Here is a 16,723-nt window from a genome sequence, read left to right as displayed (position 1 = left end):
TCCCATGAGTACTATTCTATTTGAACTGGGGTGTGAAGAGCTGCCTCCAAAAAGTCTAAAACCTTTACGTGACGCATTACAAGAAAGTGTTACCGAGCAATTAGCAGACGCTAATATCAGCTTCGATAGTATCAAAGCCTTTGCGGCACCGCGTCGTTTAGCAATACAGATTCAAGGCATTAGCGATAAACAGCCGGATCGTACTGAGGAAAAACGTGGACCTGCGATTAAAGCTGCCTTTGATGCTGATGGTAATCCTACCCGTGCGGCGATGGGCTTTGCAAAAGGCTTGGGTATTGAAGCCATCGAGTTGACCACTATTAATACCGATAAAGGTGATTACGTCGGTTATGTGCAAACGATTCAGGGTCAAGCGACCACTGAGCTGCTACCTGCTATTTTTCAAACCGCACTTGATAATTTGCCGATTGCTAAACGTATGCGTTCAGGCGCGAGCCGCAATGAGTTCGTGCGTCCCGTACAGTGGGCAGTCTTGATGCAAGATCATGCTGTCATTGATGCCACTATCCAAGGTCATCAGACAGGGACGCAAACTCGTGGTCATCGCTTCCATAGCCCTGATTACCATAACATTGCGCACGCCAATGACTATGAAGAATTACTAGGTGGTTTAAAAGTAGTTGCTGATTTTGATAAGCGTCAAATGCTGATTAAAAATCAAGTCAAAGCATTGGCAGATGAAGTTAACTCTGATGCTATTGTGCCGCAAGCCTTGCTAGACGAAGTTACGGCATTGGTTGATTTTCCGATTGCCTTACGAGCAAGCTTTGAAGCGCGCTTTTTGCAAGTGCCACAAGAAGCGCTTATTTCTACTATGCAAGCGGATCAAAAGTATTTTTGCTTAACCGATAAAGCAGGCAAATTGCAGCCATACTTTATTTTTATTACCAATATTGAGTCAAAAGACCCGAACCAAATCATTGAAGGTAATGAGAAAGTCGTGCGTCCACGTTTGGCTGATGCAGAGTTTTTCTTCTTACAAGACCAAAAGCAGCCATTATTTGCGCTGACAGAAAGCCTAAAAACTCGCGTCTTCCAAGACAAGCTGGGTACGATTTGGGAAAAATCTGAGCGCATTGCTAAGCTTGCCGCCTTTATTGCCGCCTTAATGCAACAGCAAGGTCAGCAGATTGATATCGATCAAACAGTGCGTGCAGGTATTTTGTCCAAAGCAGACTTGGCAAGCTCATTGGTCGGTGAATATCCTGAATTACAAGGTATCGCTGGTACTTATTATGCACGTTTGAATGATGAGCCAGAAGCAGTCGCGGCAAGTTTAGAAGAGCAATATTTGCCTAAGTTCAGCGGTGACGTATTACCACAGACGCCAATTGGTATTTGCTTAGCATTAGCAGATCGTTTGGACACGCTCGTCGGTATTTTTGCCATTGACCAAGCACCGACAGGATCAAAAGATCCGTTCAGCCTACGTCGTTCTGCTATTGGTATTCTGCGTATTTTGATTGAGAAGCAGCTGCCAATTAATCTAGTTGCTCTCGTTGAGCAAGCCATTAAGGGCTATAGTACCGCGGAAGGTAGCAAGATTGCCAAGATGGGCGATACATTTACCCAAGTGATGGCATTTTTGAACTCGCGCTATCGGGCAATGTATACCGAGCAAGGCGTTAGCGTCGATACGATTCAGGCAGTACAGGCGATTAATCCACATATGCCGCTTGATTTTGATCAACGTATTCGTGCCGTTCAAACGTTTAGCGACTTACCTCAAGCGTCGATGCTTGCTGATTCAAACAAGCGCGTTGCCAATATATTAGCCAAGTCAGAAGTGAGCGTTGCTGACACTGTTGATGAAGCTCTACTATCTGAACCTGCTGAGCAAAATTTATATGCGAGTATGAAGCAAGCACAGACAGTGGTACAACCATTACTTGAGCAGGCTGACTATACGCAAGTATTGCAAACGCTTGCTAGCTTAGATGAGCCATTGACGCAATTCTTCGATAGTGTGATGGTCAACAGTGAAGATACGGCGCTTAAAGCCAACCGCTTAGCGTTGCTTAAGCAAGTACGCGCATTGTTTTTAACTGTGGCTGATATCAGTGAGCTACAGTTATAGTTTGGTCCCTGATAGCTTAGTCACTATGACGGCCAAATAATGTATTCTATAAAATAAAAACTGGCTCACTGTAGCCAGTTTTTTATATGATTATTCTGAAGCGTTGCGTTTATAATGTATTCAGCCATATTTGAAGGAGCGCTGCCGTGTTAGCTGTTATTATTATCATCATCATTATCTGGGTTTCGATGTGGGGATTTTATAAGTTCATGTACCCGCGTGCACCCAAAAGCATGATGCCCAAAAAAGGCGATGTTATTACACCGCGTCAGTGTGACTTTTGTGGCAATAGCTTGGCTGAATATCGTGGCGTGCTTGAAAGCAATATTAACGCTAAAACGATTGATATCAGCGTTGATGCTGATGCCAACATGGCGTCAGAGATTACGGATGAACCAACATCTGGTGAGCTTTTCTTTTGCAATTATGAGCACCAAGCAGATTTTCATGCAGGTAAGGTTCATCAGCCATAAGTCTAAAAACAGCATTATCTAATGACCATAAAAAACGCTTAGTTTCATAAACTAAGCGTTTGATATATTTATAAGTATCAAGAAATGCATTGGCTTATAAAATAGAGTGAGCATCTTGAATAACTTTGTTTAGCAAAGCCATAGACTGCTTATCCTGTTGCCCGCGATCTTCTTCACCTCTTTCATGAGTTTGGATTTTTTCATATAAATTTAGGCAGCATAATACCAGTAAGCTTTCTTGACTAAGACTTGGTGCGTCTCTTTTTAAACTTAAAGCAAAATCGTTGATATAAGATACCGCTGAACGCAATTCTTCTTGTTCATGTACTGGGCAGTAGATAGGATAAGTAATGCCAGCAATCGCAATATCGACTTTCTTGATTTGCGGCTCAGGTGCGCTATTTACTTTAGCAGTGGGGCTGCTTTGCGTATTTGCATTAGTTGATACAGTTTTCTGTGCCTGACTATTTTTTACTTGGTTGGTTTCTACTTGAGCATTCTTTACTGGGCTGTTTTTCTGTTTTTCAGTGATTTTGTTATGGTTGTCGGTCATGATAAATCCTACAATGTCTGGTCAATAGAGGGGAAGAGGGATGCTGTCATCGTGAGCGTTTGTGAGCTTCATTAACGAAAATAGTGATAGCTTTTGACTATAAGACACTACTGGCTTTCTGTTTGATCAATACGGGTTAAGCGCTGCAATACCACTTGTGTACGCTCCGCTGCCAATTCATTCTTCTTTTTTAAGTCACTGTTTTGCTGCTTGATATCGCTATACTGCTGCTTTAATTCATTATTATGCTGTTTTAGGTCATGGTTTTGTTGTGCTAGCAGCTCAATCTGCTTATGAAGTTTATCTTGCTCTTCACCGATCATATGGTGCGCTTCAGCCAAGCTTTGGTAGCGTTTATCAAGGTCATTAAATTGTTTTTTGGCACCATCGCGTTCTGTATAGCTGCTATCTAACTTAGTTTTTAGGGCGCTAAGCTCTTTCGGGTCGGTTAATGGTTGTTGCTTGAGACTGCTAAGTTCAGCACTGACAAGCTGATACTGTTTTTTGATGTCGAGTATCATTTTTTCTAATATTCTAAGTTGGTCATACATAGTCAGTTTTTATCCTTAACAAATAAGCGTAAATGAATGTTGTTGTCTGCGTTTAATAATGCCATAGGTGACCGCATAATATCTATACCAACAAAGTAATTACCAGCATTGGGCTCGATCTCTTTATTTTTTATGAATCACTGCCTCATCGATAACATTGTACTGATTTTATTTTATAAGCAATCATTAACCATCAATTATTAGGACATCTATTATGAATGACAATATCTCTGGCTGGAATACATGGTTAAAGGCTTTTGACGACTGGACTGATGTGTCTATCAGTGAGGTACATGGTCTAATGACGGGGCTGATGACTGCTTGCGACGCGCCTGATGAACAGGTATGGGCCAAGGTATTTGAAGAATTGAGTTTTGCGCCATTACCTGACGAAGCGTTGACCTTGCTGACTGAAGAAGCCGAAGACACCGTATTTCAGCTAAAAGACAAGGATGATGCTTATTCCTATACGCCGCTTGTGCCAGATGATGAACATGACCTATACGAGCGCGTAATGGCATTGAAACAGTGGGCAAATGGTTTTATGACAGGTTTTGGTATCACTGATTGCCGTCTGAGCAGTGAAGAAAACGAGATGCTTACTGATTTGGCAAAAATTGGTGGCATTCGTTTAGAAGACGATGAAGATTTCGAAGGCGGCGAAGAGTCTTATTTGTACATTTATGAATTTGCCCGTATGGTACCAGTGAGCTTTGCCACTCGTCAGCGTAAGCCTGTGAAAGACATTGCGCTAATTGCTGGTCTTGCTATCGATGCCAAAACCACTAAAGAGTTACAATCAGAAGGTAAGGCTTCTAATACTAAGCCAAAACCGATGCCACCTGTCATTGATGTGATGAATCAGAATCATCCATCGTAAGTCAGATCCGTCATAAAGGGTTTGGTAAGATATGGGGTACTATAAAACCTAATAAAGGACTGTAATTTGCTATAAGGTAATAAAAGGGAGACTGAGATGATAACTGATAATGATGATAAATCTGATGATATGATTCATTTGCGCCGCTCTATTGAGCTTGCTACCGAAGCCTTAGAGGCAGGTGATGAGCCATTTGGGAGTGTGTTGGTCGCTGGTGATGGTCAAGTGTTGCACGAAGACCGTAATCGCGCCAATAGCGTCGATGCTACTTATCACCCTGAGATTGCTGTTGCCCAATGGGCAGCAAAGCATATGACGGCTGAAGCGCGTGCGCAAGCAGTGGTTTATACTTCCGGTGAGCATTGTGCTATGTGCTCCGCCGCTCATGCGTGGTCAGGGCTTGGTCGCATTGTTTATGTTAGCTCCTCAAAACAGTTGGATGAATGGATGCAGGAGATGGGTGTAAAATCTTCATCACCAATCAATTCATTAAGTATTCAAGAGGTAGCACCAAATGTGCCAGTTGAAGGTCCGATTGCTGGATTAGATGCAGAAGTGAAAATGCTGCAACAACGTGCATTCCAAAGACGCTAAGCTCTTTTTATCTTTATCGTATTAAGGATTTTTTATGACTGTATCAACTCGTACTGATGGCTTATCTCACGCTGTAATGGATACTGATTATCCATCGAATAGCATTGACTGGCTTACAAGGCTGATTGCTTTTGATACGGTCAGTCGCCATTCAAATTTGGCATTGATTGAATACGTACAACGCTATTGTGAGCAATTAGGCTTAAGCGTAGATTTGACCTTTAATGATGCCAAAAATAAAGCGAATTTATTTGTCACCGTAGCAGCAGGTGGCAATGCTAATAACAGTGCTGATATCATCAATCATGGTTTGGTGCTATCAGGGCATACTGATGTTGTACCAGTTGATGGTCAAGCATGGACATCAGAGCCGTTTATTGCGACGATTCGTGGTGACAAGCTATATGGACGCGGTGCTTGCGATATGAAAGGCTTTATTGCGTGTGCGCTAACTTTATTACCAAAAGCGGTGGAGTTATCGAATAGTGGTCAGCTGAGTCGTCCTCTTCATTTGGCATTGTCATTTGATGAAGAGGTTGGCTGTCTAGGTGCGCCATTAATTTTGGCAGACTTAAAAGCTCGCGGTATCACTCCTGATTATTGTATCGTCGGTGAGCCCACCAATATGGCGATGGTCGTGGCGCATAAAGGTATTGCTGTTTATCGCTGCCGCGTCCACGGTAAATCTGCGCACTCATCATTGACAGCAACAGGTGTGAACGCCATCAGTTATGCCAGTCGTTTGATTGGCTATGTTGATACCTTGGCAGAAGAAATAAGCCATCGTGACGATAATGATGCACTGTTCGATGTCCCTTATTCGACATTGTCTGTGGGCACCATACAAGGTGGTACAGCGACCAATATTGTGCCCAATCTGTGTGAGTTCACCTTTGATTATCGCAACCTGCCACACATGACACAGGACGACATTCTGCTACCGATCCAAGCAAAAGTCGCAGAACTAAGTGCACAGATGCAAATGCGCGCTGCCGATACCGGCATTGAGCTGATGCAAGAAGAAAGCGTACCGGCAATGACAGATAATGACAGTGCCGAGCTACAAGCGCTGATAGCGGCACTGACAGGTGACACTCAACGCCATAAAGTTGCTTACGCTACCGAAGGCGGACAGTTTACTAATAGCGGTATCCCAACGATTATCTGTGGTCCCGGCAGTATTGAGCAGGCGCATAAAGCCGATGAATATGTTAAGTTAAATGAGATTGAGCGCTGTGATAGCTTCTTACAGCGTCTATTAGAAAGTTGTACTATGGATAAATAAACCGCAAGGTTTAGGTCGTGGTTGGTATAATAAACACCGTCTTTATGGCGGTGTTTATTTTTTCGTTTAGTCAGTTTAAAATAAAACAGTAGGGGTTGGTTGATGTCTTGGCATCTGTTTGCGGTATTTTTTGCAAGTACGTTTTTTATCTCAGCGACACCGGGCCCGAATATGCTACTGGCATTTCAGTATGGGATTAATTACGGGGTCAAGCGGACATTATGGACGCTGGCAGGTCTCAGCCTTGGGCTCTTTATCCTGTTGCTCTCGACGCTACTAGGCTTGGATGTCATTAGCCGTCAGTCGCCATGGTTATTGACGGTCATTAAGACAGTCGGTGCCATTTACCTTATTTATTTAGGTGTTGCTTCATGGCGTGATAGTGGCAGCAATAGTAGCTTAATGGATGACGCCAATGCCATGAGCGAAGAAATTAGCGCAGAGTTAACAACAAGCTCAAATCGCCCTGATAGCATTCATAAATCTGAGACACTCAAGCCGCGCTCGCTCTCTAGTGCTGCGGTCAAGATGGCACCTAGTAATGCTATGCTATTTCGCACAGGGATGTGGGTCTCACTTTCTAACCCAAAAGCAATTTTATTTTTTGCAGCTTTCTTTCCTAAATTCATTAATTTTGGTGCGCCACTATGGCCGCAATATATTATGCTTACCTTAGGACTGTTTCTCAGTGAGACGATTTGGCAGATAATATATACATTAGGCGGTAAAAAGCTGGCAGGGTGGTTAGATGTTGGTAAGCGTTTAGCTTGGCTCAATCGTGGTTGCGGCATTATATTTATATTAATTGCAGTCGCTTTATTGGCTGATGTGTTCAATAGTTTTATGATTTAAAAGTCGCTATTAATCATATTCAGTCCTAAATAAAATAAGTACAAATATTATAACGCGCTACTGGTATAAATTTTTCTTGCTTGCTGTGCCTGCGCAGACAGAGGCGGCGCAAAACTTATCCCAGTATCACTGTGTTTGATTTATAGTGGCTTGACTATAGTCATATAAAGGCTGATATTTAATCATAAAAAAGCCGCTTACTAGTGAATAGTGAACGGCTTTTTTGGCTATTTTATTTGCAACAATGATTAAGCTAAAACTGCTTCAATCTCGCCTTTTACCATGTGCGGACTGACAAAATCAGTAATGCGTACGCTCACAATTTTACCCAACATCTCATCCATTTTATCTATCGCATAAGGGAACATTACGGTACGGGTATTGTCTGCTGTACCAATTAGACAATCAGGATGACGATTGGCGACTTGCTCGACCAAGACGCGAGTCGTGGTGCCGACCATCTCATGAGTTTTAGCAAGCGTTGAGTCGATAATAACTTTTTGGAATTCTGCCAAGCGCTCTTTCTTAGTTTTGAAGCTCACATCGTCCGGTAGTTCTGCTGCTGGCGTACCTGGACGCTTAGAATAGATAAAGCTATAAGAGTGATCGAAGTTTAACTCTTTGGCTAGATTTAAAGTATCTTGGAAGTCTTGCTCTGTTTCACCTGGGAAGCCAATGATAAAGTCGCTAGATAAGTGAATATCAGGACGTATGGCTTTGAGCTTATTAATCTGATTGATATAAACATCAATAGTATGGTTACGCTTCATTGCCGCCAAGATAGCATTTGAGCCGCTTTGTACAGGCAGATGCAAGTGTGATACTAGCTCTGGCAGTTGCGCATAGGCGTCAATGATATCATCAGTGAACTCTAGTGGATGGCTGGTTGTATAGCGAATACGCTCAACACCATCGACGTGTGACACATAGTGCAGGAGCTCTGCGAAACGACAAATACTGCCATCGTCTTTTTCGCCGCGATAGCCATTAACGTTTTGACCGAGTAGATTGATTTCACGTACACCTTGTGCCGCTAAGCTGTCAATTTCAGCCAATACATCGTCCAGTGGACGTGACAATTCTTCACCACGTGTATAAGGCACGACGCAGAATGAGCAATACTTAGAGCAGCCTTCCATTATTGATACAAAGGCTTTAAATCCTTCTACTCTTGGTTCTGGTAAAAAATCAAACTTTTCGATACTTGGAAAAGATACATCCACCGTACCAATACGGTTCTTAGGCGCAATCTCACGTTGCTCGTGCGATTGGTCATACAGCTCTGGCAAACGGTGCAACGTTTGCGGACCGAATACCATATCGACATAAGGCGCGCGCTTTTGAATGTTATCGCCTTCTTGCGAAGCCACACAACCACCAACACCAATAACAAGATCAGGGCGTTTTTCTTTCAATTTGCGCCAGCGACCCAATTCTGAAAAGACTTTTTCTTGGGCTTTTTCGCGAATGGAGCAAGTATTCATCAGCAGTACATCGGCTTCGTCGATATTATGCGTCACTTCCATGCCATGTGAGTCACCAAGCACATCAAGCATTTTGCCCGAGTCATAGACATTCATCTGACAGCCTTGGGTGGTGACAAACACCTTTTTGGTAGCTGCTTTTTCGACAGGAGCTTGTGCTGAACTTAGTTCATTGAGTGCGGTGATCACAGGCGTGACAGCGGTAATGTCAGAGGCAGCAGCGTCATCGATGCGGGGATTGAATACAGTAACACTCATAAGGATAAGTCCATGATTGACCAAAAATATAGCGGGCTAGCCGATTAACAGGTGACGTATTTTATCACAACCCCGCGCTAATGTGAAAAGTTAGCGTCTGCTCATTATTATAAGTAGATTGGATTATTTATAATAGTATCAATTGCTTATCGATGATTATTTGGTTATAACTAAGATACATAATGATTGATGCCGATTTGTACGCAATACCACCTTCGTGTTACGCGGTGCTATCCAATTTATTAATGAAAAGTAAAGCTTATAGTTGAAAGTGCAACGAGTATAGTATGATGAATGTCATCCTATTAGCGTCATTGAATAAATCCTGATTTCTATCTGTCTAAAATATCAATTTAGGAATGTATTTTTTAAACCTATATTTTAGAATCATTTGATTAGAGTCACTTTTTTAAAAGCCTTTTTAAAATATTATTTAATACCAATTATATAAGACCCACTATAAAAGAGAGTCAGTATGAAAAAGCCGCAGGTTGCTCCTGATATGATTGATAAAAACACCTATCAAAATGACACACATAAGAGTTCTAAAAAAATGACGCTTAAAAAAAGCGCGCTGAGCTTGGCAGCGGCTGTCGGTGCTTTGGGCTTTTCGCAAGTAGCCTGTGCAGAATTGACATGGGGTGAGAGCGGCAGTTCTGAGCAACAAGGCAAATATCAAGTAGAGCGCTATCAGCCTGATGGCTATCAACCAAACAGTCAACAAAACACTTCTCAACAAAGTACTTTTCAACAAAGTACTTTTCAACAAAACAATGCTTATCAACCAGACAATGGCGTGGGTTCATTCACTGCAGCAGCCATTGCGGCAGAGCGCGGCGATGTCAATGCGCTTTATAATTATGAGCAAGCTATGAGCGGTGGCTTATTTGCCATGTATCCTACTTACTGGCGGATGAATGTAGATTTGAATTCGCAAAGCCCTGCGGCAGTGTCGCAGTTTGTGCGTCAATATCCAGATACGGTCATGGCAGAAAAACTGGCCGCTGATTTTGCTGAAACCAAAGCGGGTTCAAATGATTATGCTGCCGTGCGCCAAGTGGCAAATCTGATCACCAATGCTGATGACAGTGAGAAGTGTGCGGTTGCGCTTGGGTTTAATAATGGCGGCGATACCATGCGTGCTATGGCAGCGAAGTCTGATGTCTGGTTGACCACCAAAAAACAGCCAGCTCTATGTGATCAGCTAGCGCTTGAGATGAATAATAACGCCTTAATTAGCAATCCAGAGAGAGTTTCTCGCCTCAAACGTATGCTGCGTAAAGGCAAAACCGGTGATATCATGGCGTTATCTTCGCGCTTAGGTATGCCCATTCCTTATGCATCACTGAGTGACATCCAGCTTAATCCATCATCGTTCTTTAGTCGTTTCGCCCGCGAACCTGCCAGCCAAACCAATCAATATTTGTACCTTTATGCGATGGGACGTGTTGCCGAAAAGTCTTATCGTGAGGCGGCGTTGCAGTTAGAGTTTGATATAAAGCAAGACAATCAGCGTTCAGCCAAACTGTTAACCGATGATACTCGCCGCGCAGCTTATCGTACTCTTGGTGTGCAACGCATGAATCACAATACCGATGATGGTTTTAACGTTGAAGCCGTCGACTGGTTCCGTAACAGCTTAGACAATGACTTTAGTTTTGAAGAAGCAGAATATTATGCCATGGCAGCGATTCGTTTTAGTCGCTGGGATGATGTGGTCGAAGCCATCTCAAGAATGGATGCCGAAACCCAAAAAGCCAATCAATGGCAGTATTGGTTGGCACGCGCTTATGAGCAGTCAAATGATGGCAGCAAGCGCAATACTGCTAAGAAAATGTATCAAAATCTCGCTAAAAGTAACGAATATTATGGTTTGATGGCAAAGGAAAAAGTTGGTCAACGTTTTGATGCCAGCCGTTTGGGTGGTAGTAATTTACCTAATGTCAGTAGCGCGGATCGTGCGCGCGTCATGCAAAATCCACATTTTGCCCGTGCATTTGCGTTATATAACGCTGATGCCAGCCGAGCTTATGCCAATCGTGAGTGGAACTGGGCGGTCAAAAAAGCACGTGATAACCGTGATGAAAAATTAATCATTGCAGCAGCGCGTCAAGCGTATGATATGGGCTGGCTCGATCGTGCGATATATGCCATTGACAATACTGACAACGTCAATAGCCTTGCAATATCGCATCCGATGCCGCACCAAGATGCTGTAGTACGCTATAGTCAGTCGGCTGGTATCGATCCCGCTTGGGCATATGGCATCATGCGTCAAGAGAGCCGATTTGTAGCCTCTGCGCGCTCAAATGTCGGGGCAAGTGGACTTATGCAAGTCATGCCAGATACCGCAAAATATATTGCTCGTAATTTGGGCGAGACATATAGCGCAAGTCGTGCCAATAGCGGTGATACCAATATCCGTTATGGTACATGGTATATGGGTGATATCTTTGGGAAGCTAAACAGTCAGCCTGTATTGGCAACGGCGGGCTACAATGCTGGTCCAAACAATGCCAAGCGTTGGCAGCCAACCTATGGCTCACTGGCAGCGGATCAGTACGTTGAGTCTATTGCTTTTCCTGAAACACGGAATTATGTCAAACATGTGATGGAAAATGCCACCATCTATAGCAGCTTATTGAGTAATGGTCAGCCAATCACTCAGCGTATGGGTACCGTACCTGCCGCATTTTAATTTGAGTAATAGCAAAAAACCATTAACGATAAAAGGTTAATGGTTTTTTTACAGCTGCAATTTGTTAGCTTAGCAATCGTATTTTGACGACCAAATTTTTTCAATAATGACAATGGTCAACATAGATGATTCATCTATCATGCATGTTTACGTTTTTGCTATAGATTAAAAGAGGGTTTTTGCTACCATTGCTGTCATTATGAGTGATTTTTTCACAAGGTGTTTTTGAGGTACTCAATCGATGCTTTGAGCTTAATTAGCCAATTTGAGTAATACTACCCGAATCTAGAAGCTATTTTGCAAAAGCTGATTTTTATCATTACTCAATACTTTACCTTCATATAATAAAAAATACCTCAATCTGCCTATATCGTTTCACATTAGGCATCGGTGAACTCTTTAAACCAAACTGGGCTTGATGCCAAAAAACAGTGATATCAGAGTACGTAAGTGACAATATGACAAGTAAACAGTATAACTATAGCGGTTGGACAGCTTTTAGTATTGCCACTTTGCTACTGTTGCAAGGGACAATGGCTATGTCTGCCCAAGCAGCTAACGCGAGTAAAAGTGGTCATCGCGTGCTGATGATTGAGATGACACCAGCATTATGTAACTTGCAACCAACGCGTTCGCGTATGCGTCAGTGTCTAGAAGGCTATTCCTTGACTGTGTCAGGTTTAGACATGGGTTATGGAGAACGCTGCGGACGTGGTAGTGAACCGCGTATCACACCGCTACAGTTAAAAGTCGTCAACCGTATTATGCCCGATACCACAGTGCGTACCCAAGCGTGGCAACGTTATGGCGCTTGTAGTCCATTAAGCTCCAGTAATTACTTCCGCCAAATCACTAACTATGCGGGCGCTCTCAAGCTGCCAAATGAGCTAAACACGGGCAATAGTTATACGGTATTAAAATCTCGCTTTATCGGTCAAATGACCAGCTTAAATAGTGGTATGACTCCTGCTAGTGTCGATCTGATTTGTCAGTCAGGTACGCAACGTCAAATGATATTAACGGATGTACATGTCTGTTATGAAGGCAGTGAATTTGGCAACTGTCATAATGTCGTGGACAATTGTGGCAGTAAATTCGTTATTTCAGGCGGTAAATAATCCGTCTTTATCTGGTTTGATTATCTCTCCTTTTACATCGTACACCCTACGTTTAACCTATTTATATCCTGCTATATAAATTGCCAATATATCATCGTATAAAATGTAACAATATAGTTAAGGATAGGTTTCTTGCTTTATCTAGACGCTTAATAGACTGAAGTGCTACACTAGCTCTCGGTTTATGACTACTATATTAATCGAGTAAGCATTCAGCGAGTAAATCGCTATCTAAATCGATAATCACCAATTAGAATCGTGAATATCTAATCAATAATTAGGGAGTATTCAATGTCAATGAAACAGCCTGTACGCGTTGCCGTGACTGGTGCCGCTGGTAATATCAGCTATGCTATGTTATTTCGTATTGCTTCTGGCGAGATGCTAGGTAAAGATCAGCCAGTGATTCTGCAATTACTTGAAATCGCTCCAGCACTTGATGCCCTAAAGGGTGTGGTCATGGAATTAGAAGACTGTGCATTCCCATTATTGGCTGGTGTCGTCCAAACTGATGATGCGACTGTGGCTTTTAAAGATGTCGATTATGCGTTACTCGTAGGCTCACGCCCTCGTGGTCCTGGTATGGAACGTAAGGATTTGCTAGAAGCCAATGCTGCGATTTTCTCAGCGCAAGGTAAAGCATTGAATGATGTTGCAAGCCGTGATGTTAAAGTATTAGTAGTAGGTAATCCTGCTAACACCAACGCTGTCATCGCTCAGCGTAACGCACCAGATTTAGATCCACGTAACTTCACTGCCATGACTCGCCTAGATCATAACCGTGCAATGGCACAGTTAGCTGGCAAGACTGACAGCACGGTTAATGACGTGAAGAAAATGATCATCTGGGGCAACCATTCATCAACTCAGTATCCTGATTTGACGGCGAGCACTGTAAATGGCAAACCGGCGTTAGACTTGGTTGATCGCGCATGGTACGAAGGTACTTATATCCCAGAAGTACAACAACGTGGCGCTGCAATCATCAAAGCACGTGGTGCATCATCTGCCGCTTCTGCTGCCAATGCTGCTATCGCACACGTGCGTACGTGGGTCATGGGTACTGATGAGAATGATTGGGTATCTATGGGTGTCTATTCAAACGGTGAGTACGGTATTGCTAAAGGTTTGATTTACTCATTCCCAGTGACTTGTGCTAACGGCGATTGGTCTATCGTAGATGGCGTTGATGTGTCATCAGATTTCTCAAAAGAGAAAATGGCAGCCACTGAGCAAGAGCTGAGCGAAGAGCGTGATGCAGTAGCACACTTATTACCGTAAGCTTTTAGGCTATTGTCATATTAGGGCTGTTTATATTCAGCACTAAGTAAAAGGTCCTCATTTATCATGAGGGCTTTTTTTGTTTGAATTTTAGCGTGCCGTCAGCATTAATTATGTTGTATCGATAAATAGCCTATTTATGATGCCTATTTCCGCATAATGCTTAAAGGTTAATACAATTGATAACGTTAGATAAACGTTGATTAACAGCTATTACTATAAAGCTTGCTACAATAATCAGGTTCATTTAAATAATAAGCATAAGTAAATTTTGCCATTTAAGGAGAAAATGTATGTTAGGCGAACCTGAATATAGTATGAGTGAGTTATTCGCTCAGTTGGGTCTTGATAGCTCTGATGAGGCGATTGATCATTTTATTGAAAACAATCAATTAGCAAAAGAAGAAAAATTGACAGAAGCCAGTATCTGGAATGACAATCAACGTATGTTCCTACAAGAAGAATGGGAAAAAGATGCAGCGTGGGTAGAAGTGATTGATGAATTGAATGTCCGTTTGCACCCACAGGCGTAAGTTATCAGCTAGGCAATAAAAAATAGCCTGATAATAAACCAGTCATTAAAAAACCCACAACTTTAAAGGTTGTGGGTTTTTATTTATCAATGATTTGCTTAAAAGGGTCACTACTTAACCACCCGTTTGCTTGTCTCGCCATTCAATCAATTCTTGTACATCATGATGAATACCTTGTTTTAGCGCATCTAAACTTTCGTAATGACGTTCTCCATGCAAATAATGCAAAAAACGCACCTGCAAGGTTAAACCATATAAGTCGGCTTGTAGTTGTGGAAAGTGTACTTCCAAACGCCAATCATGGGTTTTGTCGACGGAAGGTCTAGTGCCGATATTAGCAGTACCAAACAAACTGTGTGCCTGCAAACCTGCTATGCCTTTATGACCCTCATCTGCACGTTTGACTAAATCGCTTGGTATAACATTGCCATCATTATCTAGGCTAACCACATCGACCGCAAAAATACCATGTAAGGCAGGCTTGATACGTTTTAGGTCAATATTAGCGGTCGGGAAGTCCATGGTGCGACCAATTTTATCACCACCAACGACCGTGCCAGTAATAGCGTAATCTCGACCAAGTAATGCATTAGCCGCATTGATATCACCTGCCAATAAGAGATCCCGAATACGAGTGGAGCTGATGCGTGCTGCTTTATGATTATCGTCAGTAATCGTATCTAGATTGGTCACATGCAAACCATAATCGCGTAAAAACTGACTGTCACCAGTACGATCATGCCCAAATTTAAAATCATCACCCAATACCAAGGCTTGTACATTTAAACGCTGTGCTAAAATATCTGCAAATGCCTGCGCTGATAATGAGCGAAATTCGTTGTCGAAGCCTGCCACAATCAAGGTTTCAACGCCATATTCTGCTAGCAACGCTTGCTTTTCAGCAAGATTGGTTAAACGGGCTGGGGCAGCAGCAGGGGCAAAGAACTCTCTTGGCTGTGGCTCAAATATCATCACGGCAGAGCCAAGATTACGCGCCTTTGCAAGTTCGCGCACTTGAGTAAGCATCGCTTGATGTCCCAAATGCACGCCATCAAAATTGCCAATAGTGAGCACACAGGGCGCTAAAGCTACTGGGTTGGTATTGGTAGGCGAAGCGTCTGAAGACGCCAGCAGTTGCTCAAGAAAATAGGTATTCATAAATGTTCAGCTATGATAGATGAAACCAGATAAAAAATGAAAAACACATTTGGATATAAAGTCGATGTGTTTAAAATCAGCCATTATAAAGTAAAATAGCCAGACTAACATCCTATAGTCTGCTGATAATGGCAGAACGATATTGTCCGTTTTATATCATAGTTATTTTACTGACTGAAGCTTGTTTGATTACCTAGAGATCGCTTTATAGGGTGATCAAACTATTAACGATGAATAACCCATTACGGAGGTGCTATGTCTGCAATAACAGCTAACCCACATTCTAAACCTATTTTTGATCGGACTAATTTGCCTATATTGACGAATAAGTTTGGCGATACATTTATGGTGCAGTATGCGACTGCAAATGATTTATCTGAAGTTTTAGCCATTTATAATCAAAGTATTGCTGGTAAGCAGGCAACAGCCAATCTAGAACCAGTGACTTATGAAGAGCGGGCAGCTTGGTTTGTAGAACATATCGAGAGTGCAACACGACCTATCTATGTCGTTAGAATGATAGATATAGCTATGGAAGACGATATGCATAAAAAACGCCCGTCAATTGTCGCATGGGGCAGCTTTAGTGATTTGTATGCGCGTCCGGCTTATCATATTAGTAGCGAGATCAGCATTTATATTCACAACAACTATCATAGTCGAGGTCTAGGCAGTTTATTGCTTCGCTGGATGTTGCAGCAAGCGCCAAGCCTCGGTATTCGTAATGTTGCAGCGCTTATTTTTGCCCATAACCAGCCAAGCTTGGGGTTATTTCGTAAGCTTGGCTTTGAGCAATGGGGGTTGATGCCACAAGTCTGTGATATGGATGGATTTATCGCTGATGTGGTGATGCTGGGTAAACGGGTGATAGATAATGACAATAATATCTAAGATAACTATGGTGACA

15 protein-coding genes are annotated in these 16,723 nt (G+C 42.5%); 11 read left to right on the top strand and 4 right to left on the bottom strand.

From position 1 onward, the window contains the following. The first annotated feature begins 4 nt into the window (after nt 1-4). Entirely contained in the window at nt 5-2,098 is a 2,094-nt protein-coding gene (gene glyS, locus JMX75_RS03910; protein WP_201531127.1) for a glycine--tRNA ligase subunit beta, read from the top strand. A gap of 146 nt (nt 2,099-2,244) precedes the next feature. Beyond that, nucleotides 2,245-2,571, top strand: a complete 327-nt coding sequence (locus tag JMX75_RS03905) for a hypothetical protein (protein ID WP_413786622.1) — start codon at nt 2,245-2,247, stop codon at nt 2,569-2,571. 94 nt (nt 2,572-2,665) lie between these two features. Here JMX75_RS03905 and JMX75_RS03900 read toward each other — a convergent pair whose 3' ends face one another. Together JMX75_RS03900 and JMX75_RS03895 are read right to left on the bottom strand one after the other, a co-directional pair. Next, nucleotides 2,666-3,124, bottom strand: a complete 459-nt coding sequence (locus JMX75_RS03900; protein ID WP_201531126.1) for a cell division protein ZapA — start codon at nt 3,122-3,124, stop codon at nt 2,666-2,668. Between the two features lie 107 nt (nt 3,125-3,231). Further along, nucleotides 3,232-3,675: a hypothetical protein gene (locus JMX75_RS03895; RefSeq protein WP_011514369.1), complete on the bottom strand. Its 444-nt coding sequence runs from the start codon at nt 3,673-3,675 to the stop codon at nt 3,232-3,234. Nucleotides 3,676-3,889: 214 nt separating this feature from the next. Between JMX75_RS03895 and JMX75_RS03890 the strand changes: the two genes are divergently transcribed. The 4 genes from JMX75_RS03890 to JMX75_RS03875 all read left to right on the top strand — a co-directional run bounded on the left by JMX75_RS03890 (nt 3,890) and on the right by JMX75_RS03875 (nt 7,286). Then, complete coding sequence (locus tag JMX75_RS03890) at nt 3,890-4,555, top strand: UPF0149 family protein (RefSeq protein ID WP_133104731.1); 666 nt, start codon at nt 3,890-3,892, stop codon at nt 4,553-4,555. 96 nt (nt 4,556-4,651) lie between these two features. Then, nucleotides 4,652-5,149 (top strand): nucleoside deaminase, encoded by a 498-nt coding sequence (locus JMX75_RS03885; protein WP_201531125.1) that lies wholly within the window; start codon nt 4,652-4,654, stop codon nt 5,147-5,149. Nucleotides 5,150-5,183: 34 nt separating this feature from the next. Beyond that, on the top strand, nt 5,184-6,434 hold the full coding sequence (argE, locus tag JMX75_RS03880; RefSeq protein ID WP_201531124.1) for an acetylornithine deacetylase: 1,251 nt from the start codon (nt 5,184-5,186) through the stop codon (nt 6,432-6,434). Nucleotides 6,435-6,536: 102 nt separating this feature from the next. Then, complete coding sequence (locus tag JMX75_RS03875) at nt 6,537-7,286, top strand: LysE family translocator (protein WP_201531123.1); 750 nt, start codon at nt 6,537-6,539, stop codon at nt 7,284-7,286. 248 nt (nt 7,287-7,534) lie between these two features. On the opposite strand, the gene miaB is transcribed toward JMX75_RS03875, so the two are convergent. Further along, nucleotides 7,535-9,028, bottom strand: a complete 1,494-nt coding sequence (gene miaB, locus JMX75_RS03870; protein WP_201531122.1) for a tRNA (N6-isopentenyl adenosine(37)-C2)-methylthiotransferase MiaB — start codon at nt 9,026-9,028, stop codon at nt 7,535-7,537. A gap of 475 nt (nt 9,029-9,503) precedes the next feature. Between miaB and JMX75_RS03865 the strand changes: the two genes are divergently transcribed. The 4 genes from JMX75_RS03865 to JMX75_RS03850 all read left to right on the top strand — a co-directional run bounded on the left by JMX75_RS03865 (nt 9,504) and on the right by JMX75_RS03850 (nt 14,658). Then, nucleotides 9,504-11,726, top strand: coding sequence for a lytic transglycosylase domain-containing protein (locus tag JMX75_RS03865; RefSeq protein ID WP_201531121.1), 2,223 nt, complete (start codon nt 9,504-9,506; stop codon nt 11,724-11,726). 458 nt (nt 11,727-12,184) lie between these two features. Further along, complete coding sequence (locus JMX75_RS03860; RefSeq protein ID WP_133104726.1) at nt 12,185-12,844, top strand: ribonuclease T2; 660 nt, start codon at nt 12,185-12,187, stop codon at nt 12,842-12,844. A 297-nt stretch (nt 12,845-13,141) separates the two neighbouring features. After that, the gene (locus JMX75_RS03855; protein ID WP_041753599.1) at nt 13,142-14,125 is read left to right on the top strand and encodes a malate dehydrogenase; all 984 of its coding nucleotides are present in this window, start codon (nt 13,142-13,144) and stop codon (nt 14,123-14,125) included. A gap of 293 nt (nt 14,126-14,418) precedes the next feature. Beyond that, entirely contained in the window at nt 14,419-14,658 is a 240-nt protein-coding gene (locus tag JMX75_RS03850; protein WP_201531119.1) for a DUF2789 domain-containing protein, read from the top strand. A 114-nt stretch (nt 14,659-14,772) separates the two neighbouring features. Here the strand turns inward: JMX75_RS03850 and ribF are convergent, their stop codons facing one another. Beyond that, the gene (gene ribF / locus JMX75_RS03845; RefSeq protein WP_227673040.1) at nt 14,773-15,816 is read right to left on the bottom strand and encodes a bifunctional riboflavin kinase/FAD synthetase; all 1,044 of its coding nucleotides are present in this window, start codon (nt 15,814-15,816) and stop codon (nt 14,773-14,775) included. A gap of 255 nt (nt 15,817-16,071) precedes the next feature. Here ribF and JMX75_RS03840 point away from each other — a divergent pair, with 255 nt between their 5' ends. Next, nucleotides 16,072-16,707, top strand: a complete 636-nt coding sequence (locus JMX75_RS03840) for a GNAT family N-acetyltransferase (RefSeq protein ID WP_133104723.1) — start codon at nt 16,072-16,074, stop codon at nt 16,705-16,707. Nucleotides 16,708-16,723 lie beyond the last annotated feature (16 nt).

It is taken from the genome of Psychrobacter sp. LFX-11D, from assembly GCF_904846475.1.
GTDB lineage: Bacteria > Pseudomonadota > Gammaproteobacteria > Pseudomonadales > Moraxellaceae > Psychrobacter > Psychrobacter cryohalolentis.
The sequence above is the reverse complement of the archived record's forward strand: the minus strand, read 5'-3'. Positions and strand labels throughout refer to the sequence as shown.

Excerpts from the sequence above, each read along its gene's own strand:
- ribF (WP_227673040.1), bottom strand. The coding sequence starts at position 15,816 with ATGAATACCTATTTTCTTGAGCAACTGCTGGCGTCTTCAGACGCTTCG.
- JMX75_RS03885 (WP_201531125.1), top strand. The coding sequence starts at position 4,652 with ATGATAACTGATAATGATGATAAATCTGATGATATGATTCATTTGCGC.
- JMX75_RS03895 (WP_011514369.1), bottom strand. The coding sequence starts at position 3,675 with ATGTATGACCAACTTAGAATATTAGAAAAAATGATACTCGACATCAAA.
- miaB (WP_201531122.1), bottom strand. The coding sequence starts at position 9,028 with ATGAGTGTTACTGTATTCAATCCCCGCATCGATGACGCTGCTGCCTCT.
- argE (WP_201531124.1), top strand. The coding sequence starts at position 5,184 with ATGACTGTATCAACTCGTACTGATGGCTTATCTCACGCTGTAATGGAT.
- JMX75_RS03875 (WP_201531123.1), top strand. The coding sequence starts at position 6,537 with ATGTCTTGGCATCTGTTTGCGGTATTTTTTGCAAGTACGTTTTTTATC.
- JMX75_RS03890 (WP_133104731.1), top strand. The coding sequence starts at position 3,890 with ATGAATGACAATATCTCTGGCTGGAATACATGGTTAAAGGCTTTTGAC.
- JMX75_RS03860 (WP_133104726.1), top strand. The coding sequence starts at position 12,185 with ATGACAAGTAAACAGTATAACTATAGCGGTTGGACAGCTTTTAGTATT.
- glyS (WP_201531127.1), top strand. The coding sequence starts at position 5 with ATGAGTACTATTCTATTTGAACTGGGGTGTGAAGAGCTGCCTCCAAAA.
- JMX75_RS03855 (WP_041753599.1), top strand. The coding sequence starts at position 13,142 with ATGAAACAGCCTGTACGCGTTGCCGTGACTGGTGCCGCTGGTAATATC.
- JMX75_RS03850 (WP_201531119.1), top strand. The coding sequence starts at position 14,419 with ATGTTAGGCGAACCTGAATATAGTATGAGTGAGTTATTCGCTCAGTTG.
- JMX75_RS03865 (WP_201531121.1), top strand. The coding sequence starts at position 9,504 with ATGAAAAAGCCGCAGGTTGCTCCTGATATGATTGATAAAAACACCTAT.
- JMX75_RS03840 (WP_133104723.1), top strand. The coding sequence starts at position 16,072 with ATGTCTGCAATAACAGCTAACCCACATTCTAAACCTATTTTTGATCGG.
- JMX75_RS03900 (WP_201531126.1), bottom strand. The coding sequence starts at position 3,124 with ATGACCGACAACCATAACAAAATCACTGAAAAACAGAAAAACAGCCCA.